The organism is Thalassobaculum sp. (assembly GCF_040219615.1).
In the GTDB taxonomy this organism is placed as follows: Bacteria; Pseudomonadota; Alphaproteobacteria; order Thalassobaculales; family Thalassobaculaceae; genus Thalassobaculum_A.
In genome coordinates this window covers 1-18292 of record NZ_JAVJSE010000010.1, presented here as the reverse complement: position 1 = coordinate 18292, position 18292 = coordinate 1, and the positions used below count along the sequence as shown (strand labels likewise).

The 18292-nt window shown below is 70.2% G+C and carries 15 protein-coding genes; 7 read left to right on the top strand and 8 right to left on the bottom strand.

Going from position 1 to position 18292, the window contains the following annotated elements; all coding sequences use genetic code 11:
* Positions 1 to 125 precede the first annotated feature (125 nt).
* Positions 126 to 1214 carry a sirohydrochlorin chelatase gene (locus RIC31_RS04780; RefSeq protein WP_350103646.1) on the bottom strand — a complete coding sequence of 363 codons (1089 nt, stop codon included), beginning with the start codon at positions 1212 to 1214 and terminating at the stop codon, positions 126 to 128.
* Between the two features lie 195 nt (positions 1215 to 1409).
* On the opposite strand from RIC31_RS04780, the gene RIC31_RS04775 reads away from it, so the two are divergent.
* Entirely contained in the window at positions 1410 to 2312 is a 903-nt protein-coding gene (locus RIC31_RS04775) for a Rossmann-fold NAD(P)-binding domain-containing protein (protein ID WP_350103643.1), read from the top strand.
* A gap of 9 nt (positions 2313 to 2321) precedes the next feature.
* Here the strand turns inward: RIC31_RS04775 and RIC31_RS04770 are convergent, their stop codons facing one another.
* Positions 2322 to 4580, bottom strand: a complete 2259-nt coding sequence (locus RIC31_RS04770) for a hypothetical protein (RefSeq protein WP_350103641.1) — start codon at positions 4578 to 4580, stop codon at positions 2322 to 2324.
* A 177-nt stretch (positions 4581 to 4757) separates the two neighbouring features.
* Between RIC31_RS04770 and RIC31_RS04765 the strand changes: the two genes are divergently transcribed.
* Complete coding sequence (locus RIC31_RS04765; RefSeq protein ID WP_350103639.1) at positions 4758 to 6416, top strand: SH3 domain-containing protein; 1659 nt, start codon at positions 4758 to 4760, stop codon at positions 6414 to 6416.
* A gap of 4 nt (positions 6417 to 6420) precedes the next feature.
* Here RIC31_RS04765 and RIC31_RS04760 read toward each other — a convergent pair whose 3' ends face one another.
* The 5 genes from RIC31_RS04760 to RIC31_RS04740 are packed head-to-tail and all read right to left on the bottom strand — an operon-like array spanning position 6421 to position 12596.
* Positions 6421 to 7566, bottom strand: coding sequence for an acyl-CoA dehydrogenase family protein (locus tag RIC31_RS04760; protein ID WP_350103637.1), 1146 nt, complete (start codon positions 7564 to 7566; stop codon positions 6421 to 6423).
* Positions 7563 to 9572 carry an acetyl/propionyl/methylcrotonyl-CoA carboxylase subunit alpha gene (locus RIC31_RS04755; RefSeq protein WP_350103634.1) on the bottom strand — a complete coding sequence of 670 codons (2010 nt, stop codon included), beginning with the start codon at positions 9570 to 9572 and terminating at the stop codon, positions 7563 to 7565. Before RIC31_RS04755 ends, RIC31_RS04760 begins: the two co-directional genes overlap by 4 nt.
* Positions 9569 to 10369, bottom strand: coding sequence for an enoyl-CoA hydratase-related protein (locus RIC31_RS04750; protein ID WP_350103632.1), 801 nt, complete (start codon positions 10367 to 10369; stop codon positions 9569 to 9571). The genes RIC31_RS04755 and RIC31_RS04750 overlap by 4 nt, the downstream gene beginning before the upstream one ends.
* A 19-nt stretch (positions 10370 to 10388) precedes the next feature.
* Positions 10389 to 11993, bottom strand: coding sequence for an acyl-CoA carboxylase subunit beta (locus RIC31_RS04745; RefSeq protein WP_350103630.1), 1605 nt, complete (start codon positions 11991 to 11993; stop codon positions 10389 to 10391).
* A gap of 3 nt (positions 11994 to 11996) precedes the next feature.
* The gene (locus RIC31_RS04740; protein WP_350103626.1) at positions 11997 to 12596 is read right to left on the bottom strand and encodes a TetR/AcrR family transcriptional regulator; all 600 of its coding nucleotides are present in this window, start codon (positions 12594 to 12596) and stop codon (positions 11997 to 11999) included.
* Between the two features lie 252 nt (positions 12597 to 12848).
* Here RIC31_RS04740 and RIC31_RS04735 point away from each other — a divergent pair, with 252 nt between their 5' ends.
* From RIC31_RS04735 to RIC31_RS04715, 5 genes are all read left to right on the top strand, one after another.
* Positions 12849 to 14186, top strand: coding sequence for an ABC transporter substrate-binding protein (locus tag RIC31_RS04735; RefSeq protein WP_350103623.1), 1338 nt, complete (start codon positions 12849 to 12851; stop codon positions 14184 to 14186).
* A gap of 91 nt (positions 14187 to 14277) precedes the next feature.
* On the top strand, positions 14278 to 15213 hold the full coding sequence (locus RIC31_RS04730; protein WP_350103621.1) for a carbohydrate ABC transporter permease: 936 nt from the start codon (positions 14278 to 14280) through the stop codon (positions 15211 to 15213).
* Complete coding sequence (locus tag RIC31_RS04725; RefSeq protein ID WP_350103619.1) at positions 15210 to 16139, top strand: carbohydrate ABC transporter permease; 930 nt, start codon at positions 15210 to 15212, stop codon at positions 16137 to 16139. The genes RIC31_RS04730 and RIC31_RS04725 overlap by 4 nt, the downstream gene beginning before the upstream one ends.
* A 58-nt stretch (positions 16140 to 16197) precedes the next feature.
* Complete coding sequence (locus RIC31_RS04720; RefSeq protein WP_350103617.1) at positions 16198 to 17298, top strand: ABC transporter ATP-binding protein; 1101 nt, start codon at positions 16198 to 16200, stop codon at positions 17296 to 17298.
* Positions 17299 to 17380: 82 nt separating this feature from the next.
* Entirely contained in the window at positions 17381 to 17992 is a 612-nt protein-coding gene (locus tag RIC31_RS04715; protein WP_350103614.1) for a hypothetical protein, read from the top strand.
* Between the two features lie 39 nt (positions 17993 to 18031).
* Here the strand turns inward: RIC31_RS04715 and RIC31_RS04710 are convergent.
* The coding region (locus RIC31_RS04710; RefSeq protein WP_350103612.1) for a FliG C-terminal domain-containing protein at positions 18032 to 18292 on the bottom strand (261 nt) is incomplete at its 5' end.

The window sequence follows — 18292 nt, the reverse complement described above, 5'->3', positions numbered from 1 at the left end:
CTCGTCCGGAATGACAACGGAAGTGGGGAGGGCGCGACAGGTTTCCACCTTGACGTCATTCCGGAGCGGGCCGCCGAAGGCGGAGCGCATCCGGAACCCACGAAGCGACGGGCGTCCACCGCCTCCTACTCCTCGCCGCGATCGAGCTTGTACTCGGTCTTCAGGGTCTTCGGCCCGAGCGGGTGGTCGGCATGCGGGTAGGGGTGGTGATGGTGATCGTGCGAGTGGCCGTGTCCGTGGTCATGACCGTGCGCGTGGCCATGGTCATGATGGTGATGGCCGTGCCCATGGTCGTGCCCATGGTCGTGCCCATGCCCATGCCCGTGCGAATGCCCGCCGCTGCCGATGCCCTCGACATGGTGGTGGTGGCTCTCCTGCGGCAGGCCGGTCTCGGCCTCGAAGCCCAGCACCTGCTCGCGGTACTTGCACATCTGACAGTTCATGTTGCCGGTGCCCTCCAGGATCTCCTGGATGCGGGCCTCGAAGGTGCGCAGCACCATCTCGTGGTCGCTGAGATACGGCGCCTTCACGAACTCGATGTCCGGGTGGCGGGCGGCGACCACGTCGGTGGCGTCGTAGATCCGCTGCACCAGCACTCCGGTGAACAGGAAGTAGGGGAACACCACGATGCGCTTGAAGCCGAGCTGGGCGGCGTGCTCCAGACCCGGCTCGACCAGCGGGAAGGTGACCCCGGAATAGCAGGTCTCGCCCCAGCCGAAGCCCATGCCCTCCCACAGCAGCCGCATGACCTTGGCGACGTTGGAGTTGGCGTCCGGGTCGCTGGCGCCGCGGCCGACCACCATGAGAAGCGTCTCCTCGCGCTTGACGTCGCCGCCGGCGGCCTGAAGCGCCTGCTCGATACGCTCGCCGGCGGCGTGCAGCATGCGGGTGTCGATGCCGAGCTCGCGGCCGTAGCGGATCGTCAGGCCGTCATGGCCGGCGGCGTAGGTGTTCAGCACCGAGGGGATGTCGTTCTTGGCGTGGCCGGCGGCGAACAGCATGCCCGGCACCGCCAGCACCTCGGTCACCCCCTGGGCGCGCAGGGCGTCGAGCCCGGTGCGGATGATCGGGGTGGCGAACTCCAGATAGCCGTAGTCGACCGGGTAGCGGCCGGCCAGCCGCTCCTTCAGGCGCTGCGCGACCGCGGCGAACTCGTCCACCGCCCCCTGGTCGCGGCTGCCATGGCCGCAGATCATCACGCCGAGCTTGCTCATTCCCATCCCTCCGACCGCGGACAACGCGCCGGGGGGATGAACCGGGGAGCGCCCGTGTCATCATCCGGTCCAGGTTGTCGCGGATATCGCTTGCGATATATCCGGCCCCTCGGTTTCCCTCGGGGCGCCCGTCACGACTGGCGTGTCCCGGGCCGTATGCTGCTTTCTAGACCCCGAGGCTGGAGGACCGCAACCATGCCCGCTTTGCCGGAACCGACCATCGCTGCCGGTCATGCGTTCTTCTTCGGCCTCGGCTACACCGCGCTCAGGCTGGCGCGGCGGCTGAAGGCCGCGGGCTGGCGGGTGTCCGGCACGGTGCGCGATCCGGCCAAGGCGGCGGCGCTGGCGACGGCCGAGGGCATGGCCGTGCGGGTCTTCGACGGCAGCGCGCCGATGGCCGAGCGCGGCTTCGACGGGGTGACCCATGTGGTCGATTCGGTCCCGCCGGCGGCCGCGGGCGCGCCGCCGCTGCTGCATCACGCGGCCGACATGCGGGCATCCCCGACCCTGCGCTGGGCCGGCTATCTCTCGACCCCGGCGGTGTATGGCGACCGCCAGGGCGGCTGGGCGCGCGAGGACGAGGCGCCGACCCCGGGCTCGGTGCGCGGCGAACGCCGGGCGGCGGCCGAGCGGGCCTGGATCGCGGCGTTCGACGGCACGGATGTCGCGGTGCAGGTGTTCCGGATCGCCGGGATCTACGGCCCCGGGGCGGGGCGCAACCCGATCGAGCAGCTCAGGGCCGGCAAGGCGCGGATCATCGACAAGCCGGGCCAGGTGTTCAACCGCATCCACGTCGACGACATCGGCAGCATCCTGCTGGCCGGGATGGCGCGGCCGCGGCACGGCGGCGTCTACAACGTCGCCGACGACGAGGCCTGCCCGCCCGGCGACCCGATCCGGTTCGCGGCCGGGCTGATCGGCGTCGAGCCGCCGGCGCCGCTCGACTTCGACACCGCCGAGCTGTCCGACATGGCGCGCAGCTTCTACGCCGAGTGCAAGCGGCTGGACACCACCCGGCTACGCGACGAACTCGGGGTGCGGCTGAGCTACCCGACCTACCGGGAAGGGCTTCAGGCTATCGCGGCGGGGGCGGTATAGGCGGAGGGCCTAAGGTGTCACACGCCGGTAGTCCGCCAACTGCGTGAAGAACACCTTCGGCTCGCCGGACCCGTCCTCGACCGCCAGCATCAGCTGCTCGGCCTCGGTGAAGTCCAGCGCCGACACCTCGACGTCGATCCAGCCCTCGGGATCGGCGGTCCAACGCGGCTGGTCGGCCATCTCCTCCGGGGTGAACCGCCGTGCCGGGAGGCCGCCGACACCGACGGCCGGGTCGTCGGCCCGCACCAGCCGGAAGCGCCCGCGGTACCGTTGCGCCTCCAGGGACTGCCAGACCGCCATTTCTCCGCGCACCAGGATCAGCGCCATCTCGCGTGCCCGTCTGGCCAGGGCCTCGTCCAGCACCTTGCGGACGGCGGTGGCGTAGAAGCGCTTCGGCGTCAGAAAGACCCGCTCGGAGGTGAGGGGATCGATCTGCAGTTCCTCGCTGTAGATCAGGGATCGTACGAATTTCGGGGCGAGTCCGCGTGCCTGCATCAGATCCTCGCCGCGAACCGCGTAGATCTCGCCGAACCGCTTCGGGTCGCGCAGGGCCTTCTCGAGATCGCCCAGGATCGCTCCTTCGATGCCGATGCCCGACCGGATCGCCCGGGTGACCTTATCGAGCGCCGCCAGGTCTCGGTTGCCGCCGACCCAGTGCTGGTCGTGGGCCCAGCGCGCGAACGCAGCGTTCCAGTAGCGCTCGTGCTCGGACAGCAGGATCTCGCGTCCCTCGGAGAGCATGAAATTGACGTACCAGCCCGGCAGACCGCCTGCCTGCCCCAGGAGCTCGGTCATCACGCCGCCGAGCGCATTGTCGAAGACGCCGAAGCCGAACTTGGCCTGGGCTTCCTGCACGTCCCAGGTGTTCACGGCGTCGTGCATGCCGAGCCACAGCTCCATGGTCGCCGCGGCCAGCCCGAATTTGCCCAGGATGTCGCCGCTGCGGGTGTACTCGACCGCCTCGTCGATGGCCCAGAAATGCTGGCCGATCTTCTTGAAGCTGCGCTCGCTGGTCATGCTCAGCGCCAGACTGCCGAGCTCATCGCCGGTCATCTTCACCGGAACGTCGACGCCCCATTTCCAGTAGCTGGCGAAGGCCTTGGTGAAGCGTTTCGCCCGCTCCGCGCCGGGGGTGTCCGGCAGGCTTCGCGTCGCCTTTATGCGCTCGATCTCCGGCGCGGCGGCCGCGGCGACGACCTCGCGCCAGGACGGATCGTGCAGCAGTTCGTGGGTGAGCGCGTTGACGCGGCCGCCGAAGCGCGCGACGTCGATGTCCTGCTCGTATTTCTGCCAGAGCAGGTAGCGCAGGGACCGGGCGCCCGGCTGTGCGGCCGGGTTCCCGACCGGGTCGCGACGGTACCGGTCGCTCATGAGGGCGAGCGCCGGGGGCTTCAGGTCGAAGGCGAGGTCGCCGGTCACGAAGCCGAGCCCGTCGCCGAAGTTCACGCTGTAGTGCAGGCCGTAGATGCCGGCGGTGGACGGCAGGTCGACGGTGAATTGGAACGGCTCCGACGGCGCGACCTTGCCGCCCTTGCGCGAGGCCGTCCCCCAGGCGACCGGGTCGACCAAGACATAGCCCTCGGACGGCGCCACCGTGAAGCGGACGGCAACGCTGCCGCCGGGCGCCAGACGCACCGGAAACGGTTGCCAGGCGCCGCCAGCGTTCCAGGCTGCGGCGACCGTCGGCCTGATCGGTGCCGCGGCCGGCGTCGCGGCGCACGCGGCCAGCAGCAACGCCTTGCCGCCGGCCAGGGTCTCGGCGAGCAGGTCGGCGGTGCGCAGGCCCTGCACGACCGGGTCCGACGCGCCTTTCCAGTCGATCTCCGTGGAGAAGCCGACCTTGTGTAGACCGCACACCGCTTCCATCTGGGCGCGGATGAAGCGGCCCATCTCGACGGTGTTCAGGATGTAGACCGTGGTGCTTCCGATTGTTTCCGGCGGTCGCCGAACCGTCGGCCGCTCCGGGGATGCCTCGTAGGTGAGGACGCTCAGACGGGTCTTGGCACTGACCCCCGCGCTATGCGGCATCGTGGCGAATGCGCGGGCCTCGAAGCTCTCCACCGTGTGGACGGCGCGGAGCGGCTGATTGTAGGCCGGCCTGACCGGTTGGAACTCGGTCCTCACGCCGCCCGAGGCCGCGGTGATCCGGCCGAGCATGGCATTGACCATCGCGATTTCGGCGGGCTGACCGTCGCCCTGCCAGGACGCGGCCTTCGCCGGTGGCGACCAGACCGCGAACAGCACCCATGCCAGTGCCAGTGCAACCACCGAAGCGTTCCGCCGGCGGGCCGGTCCGTGCATTCCAGTGCGACCGATCATGGCTTCCCCCCTCTCCGCCGGAAGACTGCCCGCCGCCGGTCTCCCGGGCTTTGATGTACGTCAGTGTGCATCTCCGCCGCGGCCCATAGCGTTGGCCTTCCGCTGAACGACTGGGGGACGGCAGCGATGTCTCTGACGAGCGAACGGGGCGCCCGCCGGATGGCGGCAGTCTTCGTGCTGGCGTCCGTGCTGGCATGGAGCGCCGGAGCCGCGGCCGGGACCACTCGCGACGCCGAGTATGGCTACCAGGTCGAGTATCCGGACGCTTGGCGCGTGCAGCGGCAGGACCAGCAGGGCGGGCGAATCGCAATCGGCCTCAGCCCCGACGAGGCCGTCGCCGTCGCCGTCACCAGCATCGATGCCGCCCGGCCGCTGACGTCGGACGAAGTGCATGCGGCATTCGAGGGGAACCTTCTCACCACCATCCTGTCTGGTGGACAGCGATCCTCGCTGCGGCCCTACGTCCTGAACGGACTGGCCGGCGTCTACGGGGTCTACCGTGGTCCGTACGACGGCACCGGCGGCCGGATCGACGCCACCCTGCACGCGTTCTACGGGGCGTTCGGAAGCAAGGGCTACATCGTCTGGTGGATCGTCCCGTCGCATCTCGTGGCCGCCCGCGGCGGCGAGGCCGAACGGGTGATGCGCTCGTTCCTGGTCCCGTCGCTGCTGGCGACGCTGCCGCCGAAGACCGGCTCGACTCCCGACACGGCGGCCTGCGATTCGGTGGTCGGCGCCTGGAAATGGTTCACCGGCTCGACCGTGGTCCTCGACCCGGGTGGCACGATAGGCGGCAATCCGGGCAACGTCTGGACCTGCGAGGACGCCGAGACGCGCACCTTCGTGCTGCGCTGGGGCAGCCGCTTCGTCGACACCCTGGTGCTGTCGGCCGACGGCCAGCGCCTCGAGGGCAAGAACCAGCACGGTTCGCGGGTCTCCGGCCAGCGGCTCTCCACCCCGGACGCCCGTCCGCCCGCCGGCGGGACCGCGACCTCGAAGCCCGTGCCCGCCCCCGCGGTCGTGCCGCCGCCGCCGGCACCCGTGGTGCAGAAGCTGCCGGTGCCGGTGCGGATGGTGGCCACGACCACGGTGAACCTGCGCAGCGGCCCCGGCACCGGCCATGCCGTCGTCGGCCGCCTGCGGAAGGGCGACGAGGTGACGGTGGTCGCCCGCGCCGACGCGGACTGGCGCCAGGTCGTCACCGGGAACGGCCTGACGGCCTTCGTTTCCGGCCGCTACCTCGACCTCCCCGCATCGGGCGGTTCCGACGTTCCCCAAGCGGCGACCTCGTCCGCCGCTGCGGGTGACGGGTTGCCGAACCTCTACGGCGGCGACCGCGACGGATACACCATCCGCTACGGCGCCGGCTGGAGTTTCCGGACGCCGCGGCCCGGGATCGTTCAGTTCCTGCTCGCCGAAGGGCCTCCGGGCGAGACGCCGACCGTCGGCGTCGAGGGCCTGTCCCATGCGGGGGACGGCGGGCCCTACAGGACGCTGGCCGACGCCGTCGACGGCCTGTGGTCGCAGCTCTACTCGACGGCCGACGTCACCGGGGTGCCGGTCGATCGGGGCCGGGAGATCCCCGGCACACAGGGGCCGTCGACGGCGCACGAACTCGTGGTCGACTACAGCCTCGCGGGTCGGCGTTTCCGGCAATGGATGGTGGTTGCGGTGCGCCCCGCGGACAGTGGCTTCCTGGTCTGGTACTACACCGCGCCGACGGACGCCTACGAGGCCGGCCGGCGGGCGGTCGAGGCCGTGCTGGCGAGCTGGCGGATTCTCTAGCCGGCTACACCCGCTTCGCCACCTCCTCCAGCATGACCTCGGTTGCCCCGCCGCCGATCGCCTGGACGCGGGCGTCGCGGGTCATGCGCTCGATGGCGGCCTCGCGCATGTAGCCGAAGCCGCCGTGGAACTGCTGGCAGTCGTACATCACCCGGTTCACCAGCTCGCCGCAGTAGGCCTTCACCATCGACACCTCCTTGACGCAGTCGCGGCCCTGCGCGTCGAGCCAGGCCGAGTGGTACAGCAGCTGGCGGCCGGCCTCGACCTCGGCCAGGCGCTGCGACAGGCGCTGGCGGATCGCCTGCTTGTCCCACAGGGTGCCGCCGAAGGCCTTGCGCTGGCGCACGTAGTCGACGGTCATCTCCAGCGCCTTCGAGGCCTCGCCGATGCATTGGGCGCCCAGCACCAGCCGCTCGTTCTGGAAATTGCGCATGATCGCGTAGAAGCCGCGGTGGACGTCGCCCAGCACGTTGGCGTCCGGCACGAAGCAGTCCTCGAACACGAGCTCGGCGGTGTCCGAGCTGCGCCAGCCCATCTTGTCGAGCGCCCGGCCGACCCGGAAGCCCTCGGCGCCCTTCTCGACCGCGAAGATCGTGACCGACCGTGAGCGAGGCTCATCTGCCTCGGTCTTGGCGGCGACGAAGGTCAGGTCGGCGTGGACGCCGTTGGTGATGAACATCTTCGCACCGTTCAGCAGCCAGCCGCCGCGGGTCTGCACGGCGTGGGTCCGGATGCCGGCGACGTCGGAGCCGGCGTCGGGCTCGGTCACCGCCACCGCGGTGATGGTCTCGCCGGAGACGACCCCCGGCATCCAGCGCTCCTGCTGCTCCGGCGACCCGGCGTTGGCCAGGTGCGGCGACGCCATGTCGGTGTGCACCAGCACGGTGATCGCGAAGCCGCCGAAGGTCGAGCGGCCGAGCTCCTCGGCCAGAACCATGGTCGCCAGGGTGTCCATGGCCGAGCCGCCGTAGGCCTCCGGGTAGCGGATGCCGAGGAAGCCGAGCCCGCCCATCCTGCGCAGCACCTCGCGTGGGGTCGCGCCCTCGCGCTCCCACGCCTCGCCCTGCGGGACGACCTCGGTCTCGACGAAGCGGCGGATCTGCCGGCGCAGCTCGTTGTGCTCGTCGCCGAAATACGGGCTGTCGGTCATGGGGCTTCCTGGCTGGGGAGGTCGATCTCGATCAGGACGGTGTCGGCGTCGACCGGTTCGCCGGCCCGGCCGCGCACCGCCGCGACGGTGCCGGCGGCCGGCGCCTTCAGTTCCTGGAACAGCTTCATGGCCTCGACCACGGCGACGGTCTGGCCGGCCGCCACTGGGTCGCCGACCGCGACCCGGACCTCGACCAGCCGGCCCGGCATCGGCGCGCGGATCCGGCCGTCGTTTCCGGCACCGCCGCGGTCGCCCTGCCGTCCGGTCCCGGGAACCAGGAACGCGACCACGGCGCCGGTCGGCAGCCAGGCCCGATCGGCGGCCAGGGTCAGCCGGGTCCGGTACCGCCGGCCGGCTTCCTCGTAGGCCAGCACGCCGCCGCCCAGCGCCGGGGCCGCGGCGTCGAGCAGGACCTCGCCGGCGCGTTCGACGCGGCGTGCCGGTCCGCGGCCGGAGACGGTGACGGTCTGTGGCGCGGCGCCGTCCACCGCGACCTGCAGGTGGCTCGACCCCGGCCGCCCGGCCGGCTCGGTCACCCGCCAGGCGCCGAGGGCCCGCGAGGGCGGCGCGCCCGGCCCGTTCGTCGCCGCGCCGGCCAGGCAGTACGCCAGCGCCGCCTCTCCCAGGGCGCGGCCGGTGACCGCCGGCGCCGTCCAGCCGCCGGGGAACGCCTCGGCGAGCAGGCCGGTGTCGTGCCTCCCGTCCCGGAACGCCGCCAGGTCCAGCACCTCGGCCAGGAACGCCCGGTTGGTCCGCACCCCGTCGACCCGAAGGTCGGACAGGGCCGTCCGCAGCCGCCGCCGCGCCGCCTCCCGGTCGGGGCCGTGGGCGATCACCTTGGCCAGCATCGAGTCGTAGTAGGGCGTCACGACGGACCCGGCGGCGATGCCGCTGTCGACCCGGATGCCGTCGCCGGACGGCTCGTCGTAGCCGACCACGGTGCCGGTCTGCGGCCGGTAGCCGGCGGCCGGGTCCTCGGCGGCGATCCGGGCCTCGACGGCGTGGCCGGTGCAGCGCAGGTCGTCCTGGCCGAAGCCCAGTTTCTCGCCGGCCGCGATCCGCAGCTGCCAGGCGACCAGGTCGATGCCGGTGACCATCTCGGTGACCGGGTGCTCGACCTGCAGGCGGGTGTTCATCTCCAGGAACCAGGCCCGGTCGGCGGAGGCGTCGTAGATGAACTCGACGGTGCCGGCGCCGCGGTAGCCGATGTGGCGCGCCAGCGTTACCGACTGGTCGAGCATGGCCCGGCGGGTGGCCGCCGGCAGGTTCGGGGCCGGCGCCTCCTCGACCAGCTTCTGGTTGCTGCGCTGGATCGAGCAGTCGCGGTCGAACAGGTGCACGACGTTGCCGTGACGGTCGGCCAGCACCTGAACCTCGACATGGCGGCCGCGGTCGACGAAGCGTTCCAGCAGCATGGCGTCGTCGCCGAAGGCGGCGCGGGCCTCGCCGCGGGCCATCGCCAGGGCGTCGGGGAAGTCCTCGGCGCGGTCGACCCGGCGCATGCCGCGGCCGCCGCCGCCGGCGCTCGCCTTGATCATCAGCGGGAAGCCAATGCGGCCGGCCTCCGCCGCCAGCGTCGCGTCGTCCTGGGCCGCGCCGTGATAGCCCGGCACCACCGCGACGCCGGCCTGCTCGGCGGCGGCCTTGGCGGCGATCTTCGAGCCCATGCGCGCGATCACCTCGGGCGTCGGGCCGACGAAGGTCAGGCCGGCCTCGCCGCAGGCCGCCGCGAACCGCGCGTTCTCGGCCAGGAAGCCGTAGCCGGGGTGAACCGCGTCGGCGCCGGCGGCACGGGCCGCGGCGACCACCGCCTCGATGTCGAGATAGCTCTCGCCGGCCGCGGCCCCGCCGATCCGCACGGCCTCGTCGGCCAGCGCCACGTGCCGGGCGCCCCGGTCGGCGTCGGAGTACACCGCGACCGACCGCAGCCCGAGCGACCGGCAGGCCCGGACGATCCGCACCGCGATCTCGCCGCGGTTGGCGATCAGCACCGAGCCGACGGTCACGTCCGCGATCTCCAGGGCGGCAGCTTCTTGTCCAGGAAGCAGCGCACGCCGGTGCGGCCGGCCTCGCTCTCCCAGCCGTCGGCCAGCCGGTCGGCGGTGTAGACCATGCTGTCGGCGATGGCGTTGCGCGACACGAAGTCGATCAGCTTCTTGGTATCGGCGACCGCCCCGGGCTCGGCCTGCAGGTGCTCGGACACCACCGCCTCGACCCTGGCGTCCAGGTCGCTGGGCTCGACCACCTCGTGCAGCAGGCCGATGGCGGCGGCGCGGTCGGCGTCGAACAGCGCGCCGGACAGCATGGTGGCCCGGCTGTTGGCGACACCGATGCGCTTGACCACGTAGGGCGAGATGTTGGCCGGGACCAGGCCGAGCCGGACCTCGGTCAGGCCGAAGCGGGCGCCGCGGGCCCCGACCGCCACGTCGCAGACCGAGATCATGCCGACCCCGCCGCCATAGGCCGAGCCGTTGATCCGGCCGATCAGCGCCTTCGGCAGGCTGTACAGGTCGAGCAGCATGCGCGCCAGCTCGCCGCTCTCGTGGATCTGCTCGGCCCGCGAGCGCTCCAGGTTCCTGGCGAACCAGGTGATGTCGCCGCCGGCGCAGAAGCTCTTGCCGCTGCCGCTGCCGGTCAGCACGACCACGCGCACCCGGTCGTCGTTGCCGAGCGCGTCGGCCGCCCGGCGCAGCTCGGCGATCATGGTGTCGTTCAGGGCGTTGTGGCGCTGCGGCCGGTTCAGGGTGACGCGGGCGACACCGCGGTCGTCGGTCTCGACGGTGAGGGTCTCGTAGGAAGTCATGGGATCTCCGGGCGAAGGGTCACATGCGGTAGACGGGGGTCCGGCGCGGCGGGTCGGCCGGCACCCCGCAGACGATCTCCAGGCACAGCCCCAGCACGTCGCGGGTCTGCGCCGGCTCGATGATGCCGTCGTCCCACAGCCGGGCGGTCGCGTAGTAGGGGTCGCTCTGCTCGGCATACTGGGCGCGGACCTTGCGCTCGATCCCGGCGAGCTCGGCGGGGTCCGCGGCGGCGGCGCCGTGGCGCCCGCGGCGCAGCTCCAGCATCACGTTGGAGGCGATGTCGGCCGACATGGTGGCGACCTCGGCGGTCGGCCAGGCGAACAGGAAATGCGGGCGGAACCCGCGGCCGCACATGCCGTAGTTGCCGGCGCCGTATGACCCGCCGAGGATCACCGACAGCTTCGGCACGGTGGCGGTCGACATGGCGTACACCATCTTGGCGCTGTTCTTGGCGATGCCGCCGCGCTCGGCCTCCGAGCCGACCATGAAGCCGGTGATGTTGTGCAGGAACAGCAGCGGGATGCCGCGCTGCTCGCACAGCGCGATGAAATGCGCGCCCTTCAGCGAGGCGGTCGAGAACAGCGGCCCGTTGTTGCCGAGGATGCCGACCGGATAGCCGTGGATGCGGGCGGTGCCGCACACCAGGGTCTCGCCCCATCCCGGCTTGAACTCCTGCAGCTCGCCGGCGTCCACGACCCGGGCGACCACCTCGCGCACGTCGTAGGGCTGCCGGCGGTCCAGGCCGACGATGCCGGTCAGCTCGGCCGGGTCGTGCAGCGGCGGCCGGCTCGGACGGCGCGTCGGCGGGGTCGTGCGGTGCAGGTTGATCTCGCCGACGATGTCGCGGGCCAGCGCCAGCGCCGCCGGCTCGTCGGCCGCCAGGTGGTCGGACACCCCCGACACCCGGGTGTGCATCGCTGCGCCGCCCAGGGCCTCGCCGTCGATGTCCTCGTTGATCGCGACCTTGACGATCGACGGGCCGCCCAGGTGGATGCGGGCATTGCCGTCGACCATGATCACCTGGTCGGACAGCGCCGGGATGTAGGCACCGCCGGCGGTGCAGCCGCCGAATACCACCGAGATCTGCGGCAGGCCCATGGCCGACATCCGGCACTGCCGGTGGAAGGCGTTGCCGAAATGGTCGCGGTCCGGGAACACCCGGTCCTGCTCCGGCAGGTAGGCGCCGCCGCAGTCCACCAGATACAGGCAGGGCAGGCGGTTCTGCTCGGCGATCTCCTGGGCGCGGATGTGCTTCTTGACGGTCTCGTGGAAGAACGAGCCGCCCTTCACGGTGGCGTCGTTGGCGATGATCATGATCGGCTGGCCGGCCACCGTGCCGATCCCGGTGACGATGCCGGCGCTGTTCACGTCGCCGCCGTACAGCCCCCAGGCGGCCAGCGGCGACAGCTCCAGGAACGGGGTGTCCGGGTCGAGCAGCCGGTCGATGCGGTCGCGCACCAGCAGCTTGCCGCGGTCGCGATGGCGGGCGCGCAGGTGGTCCGGGCCGCCGCGGATCGCGGTCGCCATGCGGTCGCGCAACCGCGCCAGCAGTTCGTCGTAGCGGGCGGCGTTCGCCTGGAAGCTGTCGGCGCGGGTGTCGATGCGGCTGGTCAGGGTGGCCAAGGGTCAGGACTCCGAGCGCTCGAGAAGCCCGTCCAGGGCGAGGTCGGCGTAGCGGTCCGCCAGCCGGTCGATGTCGCCCTTCGCCGGGTCGAACCATTCCAGGGTGGCGTTCATGGCGCCGAGCAGGAACAGCCGGAAGGTGGCGGTGTCGACGGCGGGCCGGACGCCGCCGCGGGCGCGGCAGCGCTCGATCACCGAATCCCAGAGCGCCTCGTAGCGCCGCCGGGCGGCCAGGTTGGCGCGCCGGACCTCCGGCGGCAGCTGGCCGAAGATGCGGACGTTGGCCGAGGTGTAGTCGGAATAGGCGAGGAAGGTCTGCAGGTGGCTGCGGACCGCGGCTGCGATCACGGCCCGGGCGGGCGCTTCGGCCGGCAGCCCGGCGACCGCCCGCTCGACCGCGTCGTGGACCAGCTCGATGCCGATGTCGAGCACGGTGGCGACGATCTCGTCCTTGGAACGGAAGTGATAGTACAGGCTGCCCGCCTTCATGCCGGCCTCGTCGGCGATGTCGCGCAGCGAGACCCCGGCGTAGCCGTGCTCGCGGAACCGCCGCGCCGCCACGTCCAGCACGCGCTGCCGGGTGTCCTGCGCCTTTGTCGCCATGCCGATCATCTAACGAACGTTAGGTAGATTTCCGCGACGCGTCAACGCTGCGGATTTCATTCGCCGGCACCGGATCTCGACGAGTCGTGGCCTAGGTTAATTTCCCCGTGGACCCTCTGCCATCCGTTATCTAACATATCAGCGACCATGACGTTAGAAACCCCACCGGAATCAGCCTCATAGGGTCGGTTTCGGCCAAGGGAACGGTCGGGCGCCGCGCAAGGCGACGCCGCTCAGAGGAGGAAACATCCCATGACGAAAGCGAAGTTGAGCCGTCGCCAGGTGCTCGCCACCACGGCCGCGACGGCTGCCGCATTGGCCATGCCCTATGTCCGGGGGGCCCACGCCGCCGGCAAGGTTACCGTCGGCTTCTGGGATCACTGGGTGCCCGGCGCGAACGACACCATGACCAAGATCTGCCAGCAGTGGGCGGACAAGAACAAGATCGAGGTCCAGATCGACTACATCACGTCGCAGGGTCAGAAGAACCTTCTGACGGCCGCCGCCGAGATGCAGGCCCGCTCCGGTCACGACATCCTGGCGCTGCCGACCTGGCAGCCGAACGACAAGGCTGCCGCGCTCGAGCCCGTCGACGACATCATGGGCGAGCTGATCAAGCAGAACGGCGACGTCAACGACACCGTGAAGTATCTCGGCCGCAAGGAAGGCCACTGGATCGCGGTTCCGGCCACCACCGGCAGCCAGTTCAAGGGGCCGTGCTCGCGCATCGATCTGCTGAAGAAGCATGCCGGGATCGACGTCCAGGCCATGTATCCGGCGGGTGCCGAGCCGAAGGCCGACGGCTGGGACATGGAGACCTTCGTGACCGCGGCCGAGAAATGCGCCGCCGCCGGCAACCCGTTCGGCATCGGCCTCGGCGTGACCTCCGACTCGGTGGACGGCGTGGGGGCGTTCTTCAGCTCGTTCGGCGCGAACCTGGTCGACGAGAAGGGCGACCTCCATGCGAAGTCGGACAACGTCCGGCAGGTCATGGAGTACATGAAGCGGCTCGGCTCGGTGCTGCCGAAGGATGCCGCGGCCTGGGACGACGCCTCCAACAACAAGTTCCTGGTGTCCGGCCAGGGCGCGATGATCCTGAACCCGCCGAGCGCCTGGGCGGTCGCCAAGCGCGACGTGCCGGCGATCGCCGAGCAGTGCTGGACCCACGGCATGCCGAAGGGCCCGGCCGGGCGCTACGGCCCGTACCTGCCGTATTTCTGGGGCATCTGGGAGTTCGGCAGCAACAAGACGGCGGCCAAGGACCTGCTGGTCCATCTGTCGGCGCCGGACAACGTCGGCAAGCTGGTGGCGGCCAGCGGCGGCTACGACCTGCCGTCCTTCGCCAAGCTCACCAAGTTCGACACCTGGGCCGAGGAAGCGCCGCCGAAGGGCACGCTGTTCCACTACCCGGACCCGTACCTGCAGCAGATCAAGTCGATTGCGGGCGCCCCGGCGCCGGCGAACATCGCCTTCCAGATCTACAACCAGGCTCTGCAGACCAAGATGGTGGTCCGCTACCTGCAGGGCGAGAAGCTGGAGAGCGTGCTGTCCTGGGCCGAGTCCGAGCTCGAGGGCTACAGCCGGACCTGATCCGGTCCGGCTGATCGGGGGGTGGGGGCGGCGCCGCGCCGGACGCGGCGCCGCATCCCCGGCCCCGCGACCCCGCACGAGGAGCGACACCATGGTCGATACCGCGACGAAGACCGGCGGCTATGCCGATGCTGCGGCGCGCCCGCGATCCAGCCTGAAGCGGCTGATGCAGCGCAAGTCCACGATCGCGTTCCTGCTGACGCTGCCGCTGATCCTGATCATCGCGTCGCTGGTCGTGTACCCGGCGTTCTACGCCGTCCACCTGGCCACCCTCAGCAAGTCGATGACCAAGTTCGTCGGCTTCGGGAACTTCCTCTTCCTGTTCAAGCGCGAAACCTTCTGGATGGTGGTGCAGCAGTCCTGCGTCTTCGCGATCAGCGCGGTGGTGTTCAAGGCGCTGATCGGCTTCTTCGTGGCGCATTTCATCCACGCCATTCCGACCAAGGGGCAACGCAAGTGGCGCGGCATGCTGCTGGTGCCCTGGGTGATCCCGCCGGCGATGTCGACGCTCGCCTGGTTCTGGCTGTTCGACCCGTCCTACAGCGCCATCAACTGGCTGCTGGTGCATATGGGGATCGACCCGGTGCCGTTCCTCGGCAACCCTTACTGGGCGCGGTTCAGCGTGATCCTGGTCAACGTCTGGTTCGGCGCGCCGTTCTTCATGATCATGTACCTGGCGGCCCTGAAGTCGGTGCCCGACCAGCTCTACGAGGCGGCCGCGATCGACGGCGCCAACTGGTGGCAGCGGCTCTGGTACATCACCCTGCCGATGATGCGGAACATCATCTCGATCACCGTGATGTTCTCGCTGATCGTCACCTTCGCGAACTTCGACATCGTCCGCGTGCTGACCGCCGGCGGACCGATCGACTCGACCCACGTCTTCGCCACCTACTCCTTCCTGCTCGGCATCCAGGGCGGCGACATCCCGCTGGGCGCGGCGGTATCGCTGTTCATGGTGCCGATCCTGGGGATCTCGGCGGTCTTCATCCTGCGTGACATCACCAAGCGGGGGAACGAGGCGTGACGGCGACCGCAACCTTCGACAAGAACGGATCCGACCGGGGCGGGCCGACCCGGCCCGTCCACCAGGGCAGCATGAGCCGGGACCGCCGGCGGGCGCTGTTCTGGTCGTACTTCTTCCTGATGCTGTTCGTGATCTTCTTCCTGACCCCGCCGGTCTACATGTTCATCACGTCGCTCAAGTCGAGCACCGAGATCGCCGGCGCGCGGAACCCCTGGTGGGTGTTCGACCCGACCCTGATGAACTACCAGACGCTGCTGACCTCGACCGAGTTCCTGACCTTCATCCTGAACTCGGCGATGGTCTCGGTGATCGTGGTCTCGGTGACCATGATCGTCAGCGTGATGGCGGCGTTCGCGCTGTCGCGCATGCGGTTCTGGGGGTCTGCGACGCTCGCGACCGGGATCTTCCTCTGCTACCTGATCCCCGAGACCCTGCTGTTCATCCCGCTGTTCAAGATGTTCGCGGTGGTCCACCAGTTCACCGGCATCCAGCTGCTGAACAAGTGGTACGTGCTGCTGCTGGTCTACCCGACCCTGACCGTGCCGTTCTGCACCTGGATCATGATCGGCTACTTCGCCAGCATCCCGAAGGAGCTGGACGAGGCGGCGCTGATCGACGGCGCCACCTACATGCAGACCCTGACCAAGATCTTCATCCCGGTGGCCCTGCCGGGGATCATCGCGGCGACGATCTTCGCCTTCACGGTGTCCTGGGCGCAGTTCCTGTATCCGCTCGCCTTCACGACCTCGACCGACCAGCTGGTGCTGCCGGTCGGGATCGTAACCACTCTGATCAAGGGCGACGTCTACAACTGGGGGCAGATCATGACCGGCGCGCTGATCGCGGCGGCGCCGCCGCTCGTCATCTACGCCTTCCTGATGGACTACTACATCGCCGGCCTGACCGCCGGCGCCACCAAGGGCTGACCGTGTCCGCGGCCCGCCGTCCGCCGTCCGATCCCGATCCATCCCTCGGAGAACACGCATGGCCCAGGTGACGCTGAACAAGATCGTCAAGAACTACGACGAGACGCCCGCCGTGCGGGGCATCGACCTCGACATCGCCGACAAGGAGTTCGTGGTCCTGGTCGGCCCGTCCGGCTGCGGCAAGAGCACGACCCTGCGCATGATCGCCGGGCTCGAGGACATCACCGGCGGCGACATCGTGATCGGCGGCCACGTGGTGAACGACGTGCCGCCCAAGGACCGCGACATCGCGATGGTGTTCCAGAACTACGCGCTGTACCCGCACATGACCGTGTTCGAGAACATGTCGTTCGGGCTGCGGCTGAAGCGGGTGCCCAAGGACGAGATCCGCCAGCGGGTCGAGAATGCCGCCCGGATTCTCGACATCACCGAGCTGCTGAACCGCAAGCCGAAACAGCTGTCCGGCGGCCAGCGCCAGCGCGTCGCCATGGGCCGGGCGATCGTGCGCGACCCGAAGGTGTTCGTGTTCGACGAGCCGCTGTCCAACCTCGACGCCAAGCTGCGCGTGCAGATGCGCACCGAGATCAAGAAGGTGCACCAGAAGGTCCGGACCACCACCGTCTACGTCACCCACGATCAGGTCGAGGCGATGACCCTGGCCGACCGGGTGGTCGTCATGAACGCCGGTCTGATCGAGCAGGTCGGCACGCCGAACGAGCTGTACCACCATCCGCGGACCAAGTTCGTGGCCGGCTTCATCGGCTCGCCGGCCATGAACTTCGTGCCGTGCCGGTTGGAGGAGGCGTCCGGCGGGCTGCGCATCGTGCTGCCGGGTGGCCACGCCTTTCCGGTTCCGGCCGAGCGTACCGCACGCTACCGCGATAATGCCGGACGCGGCGACCTGCAGCTCGGCCTGCGCCCCGAGCACATCACCGAGACCCACCGCAACGTCGAACCGGGGCAGGAGACCTTCGAAGTGTCGCTCGAGGTCACGGAGCCGATGGGCATGGAGACCCTGATCTACTTCCAGATCGACGGGGTCGAGGTGTGCGGCCGGGTCAACCCGGCGGCCGGGGCCGAGGCCGGCCAGCCGATGCAGCTGCTGGCCGACCTCAACCACATGCATCTGATCGACGGTCAGTCCGGCGTGGTGCTGTAGCCCGGCGCCGCGATCCAGGGTTGTACGCCTGCCGGCCCGCCGGTACCCTGCATTCGCGATGAATGCGGGGGGAGTGGGGCCCTTGAACCGACTGTGCGCCTTGACGTGCGCCGGCCTGATGATGGCCGGCTGTGCCGGACGCGATGCCGTCCCGGTATCGGCTTACCTGCCGAACGACAAGGAGATGTCCTGTCGCGAGGTCGACACCGAGATCCAGCGCAACAACGACCTGCTGCGCGCCAAGGTGCGCGAGGTCGCCGACACCGAGCAGCGCAACATCGTGGTCGGGGCGGCCGCGCTGATCCTGTTCCTGCCGGCGGCCCTGGCGATGGATCTCAAGGACGCCGCCGGCACCGAGGCGAACTCGCTGGAGCAGCGCAACGCGGTGCTGGCGCAGCTGGCGGCCAAGGGGCGGTGCCGGACCGCCCGGCCGTTGACCGTCGCCGATGCCGACGCCGAGCGGGTCGCGGCCGAGGTGGCGGTCCGCGAGGCCGGCACGCCGGTCGACGCGCCCGGCGTGCGTACGCCGACCGACCAGCGCCTGCACCAGACTTCGGGCGTGGCGTCGCCGACGGTCGTCCAGGCATCGGCCGGATCGACCGGCGTCGGCAGGGACCGGCTGCAGGACCTGATGGACCGGTTCCTGCGGGGCGAGATCAGCAAGGCCGAGTACGAGCGACTGCGTGCCGGATAGCGGTGCTGGCCGGATCGCGGTGCTGCAGGGGCCGACCGGCTAGTAGATGATCTGATCGTCGCCGCTGGTGCTGCCGAGAACGATCTCGCCGCGGTCGGCCAGGTCCTTGGCGGACTGCACCATCATCTGCTGGGAGTCCTCGACGTCCTTGAGCCGGACCGGCCCGAGCGCCTGCATGTCCTCGCGCATCAGCTTGGCGGCGCGTTCCGACATGTTCGAGAAGAACAGGTCGCGCAGTTCCTCCGACGCGCCCTTCAGCGCGATCACCAGCTTGTCCTTGTCGACCGCCCGCAGCAGCGT

Coding starts and splice junctions, on each gene's coding strand:
- RIC31_RS04775 (WP_350103643.1), top strand. CDS start 1,410: ATGCCCGCTTTGCCGGAACCGACCATCGCTGCCGGTCATGCGTTCTTC.
- RIC31_RS04765 (WP_350103639.1), top strand. CDS start 4,758: ATGTCTCTGACGAGCGAACGGGGCGCCCGCCGGATGGCGGCAGTCTTC.
- RIC31_RS04780 (WP_350103646.1), bottom strand. CDS start 1,214: ATGAGCAAGCTCGGCGTGATGATCTGCGGCCATGGCAGCCGCGACCAG.
- RIC31_RS04735 (WP_350103623.1), top strand. CDS start 12,849: ATGACGAAAGCGAAGTTGAGCCGTCGCCAGGTGCTCGCCACCACGGCC.
- RIC31_RS04740 (WP_350103626.1), bottom strand. CDS start 12,596: ATGGCGACAAAGGCGCAGGACACCCGGCAGCGCGTGCTGGACGTGGCG.
- RIC31_RS04750 (WP_350103632.1), bottom strand. CDS start 10,369: ATGACTTCCTACGAGACCCTCACCGTCGAGACCGACGACCGCGGTGTC.
- RIC31_RS04720 (WP_350103617.1), top strand. CDS start 16,198: ATGGCCCAGGTGACGCTGAACAAGATCGTCAAGAACTACGACGAGACG.
- RIC31_RS04730 (WP_350103621.1), top strand. CDS start 14,278: ATGGTCGATACCGCGACGAAGACCGGCGGCTATGCCGATGCTGCGGCG.
- RIC31_RS04760 (WP_350103637.1), bottom strand. CDS start 7,566: ATGACCGACAGCCCGTATTTCGGCGACGAGCACAACGAGCTGCGCCGG.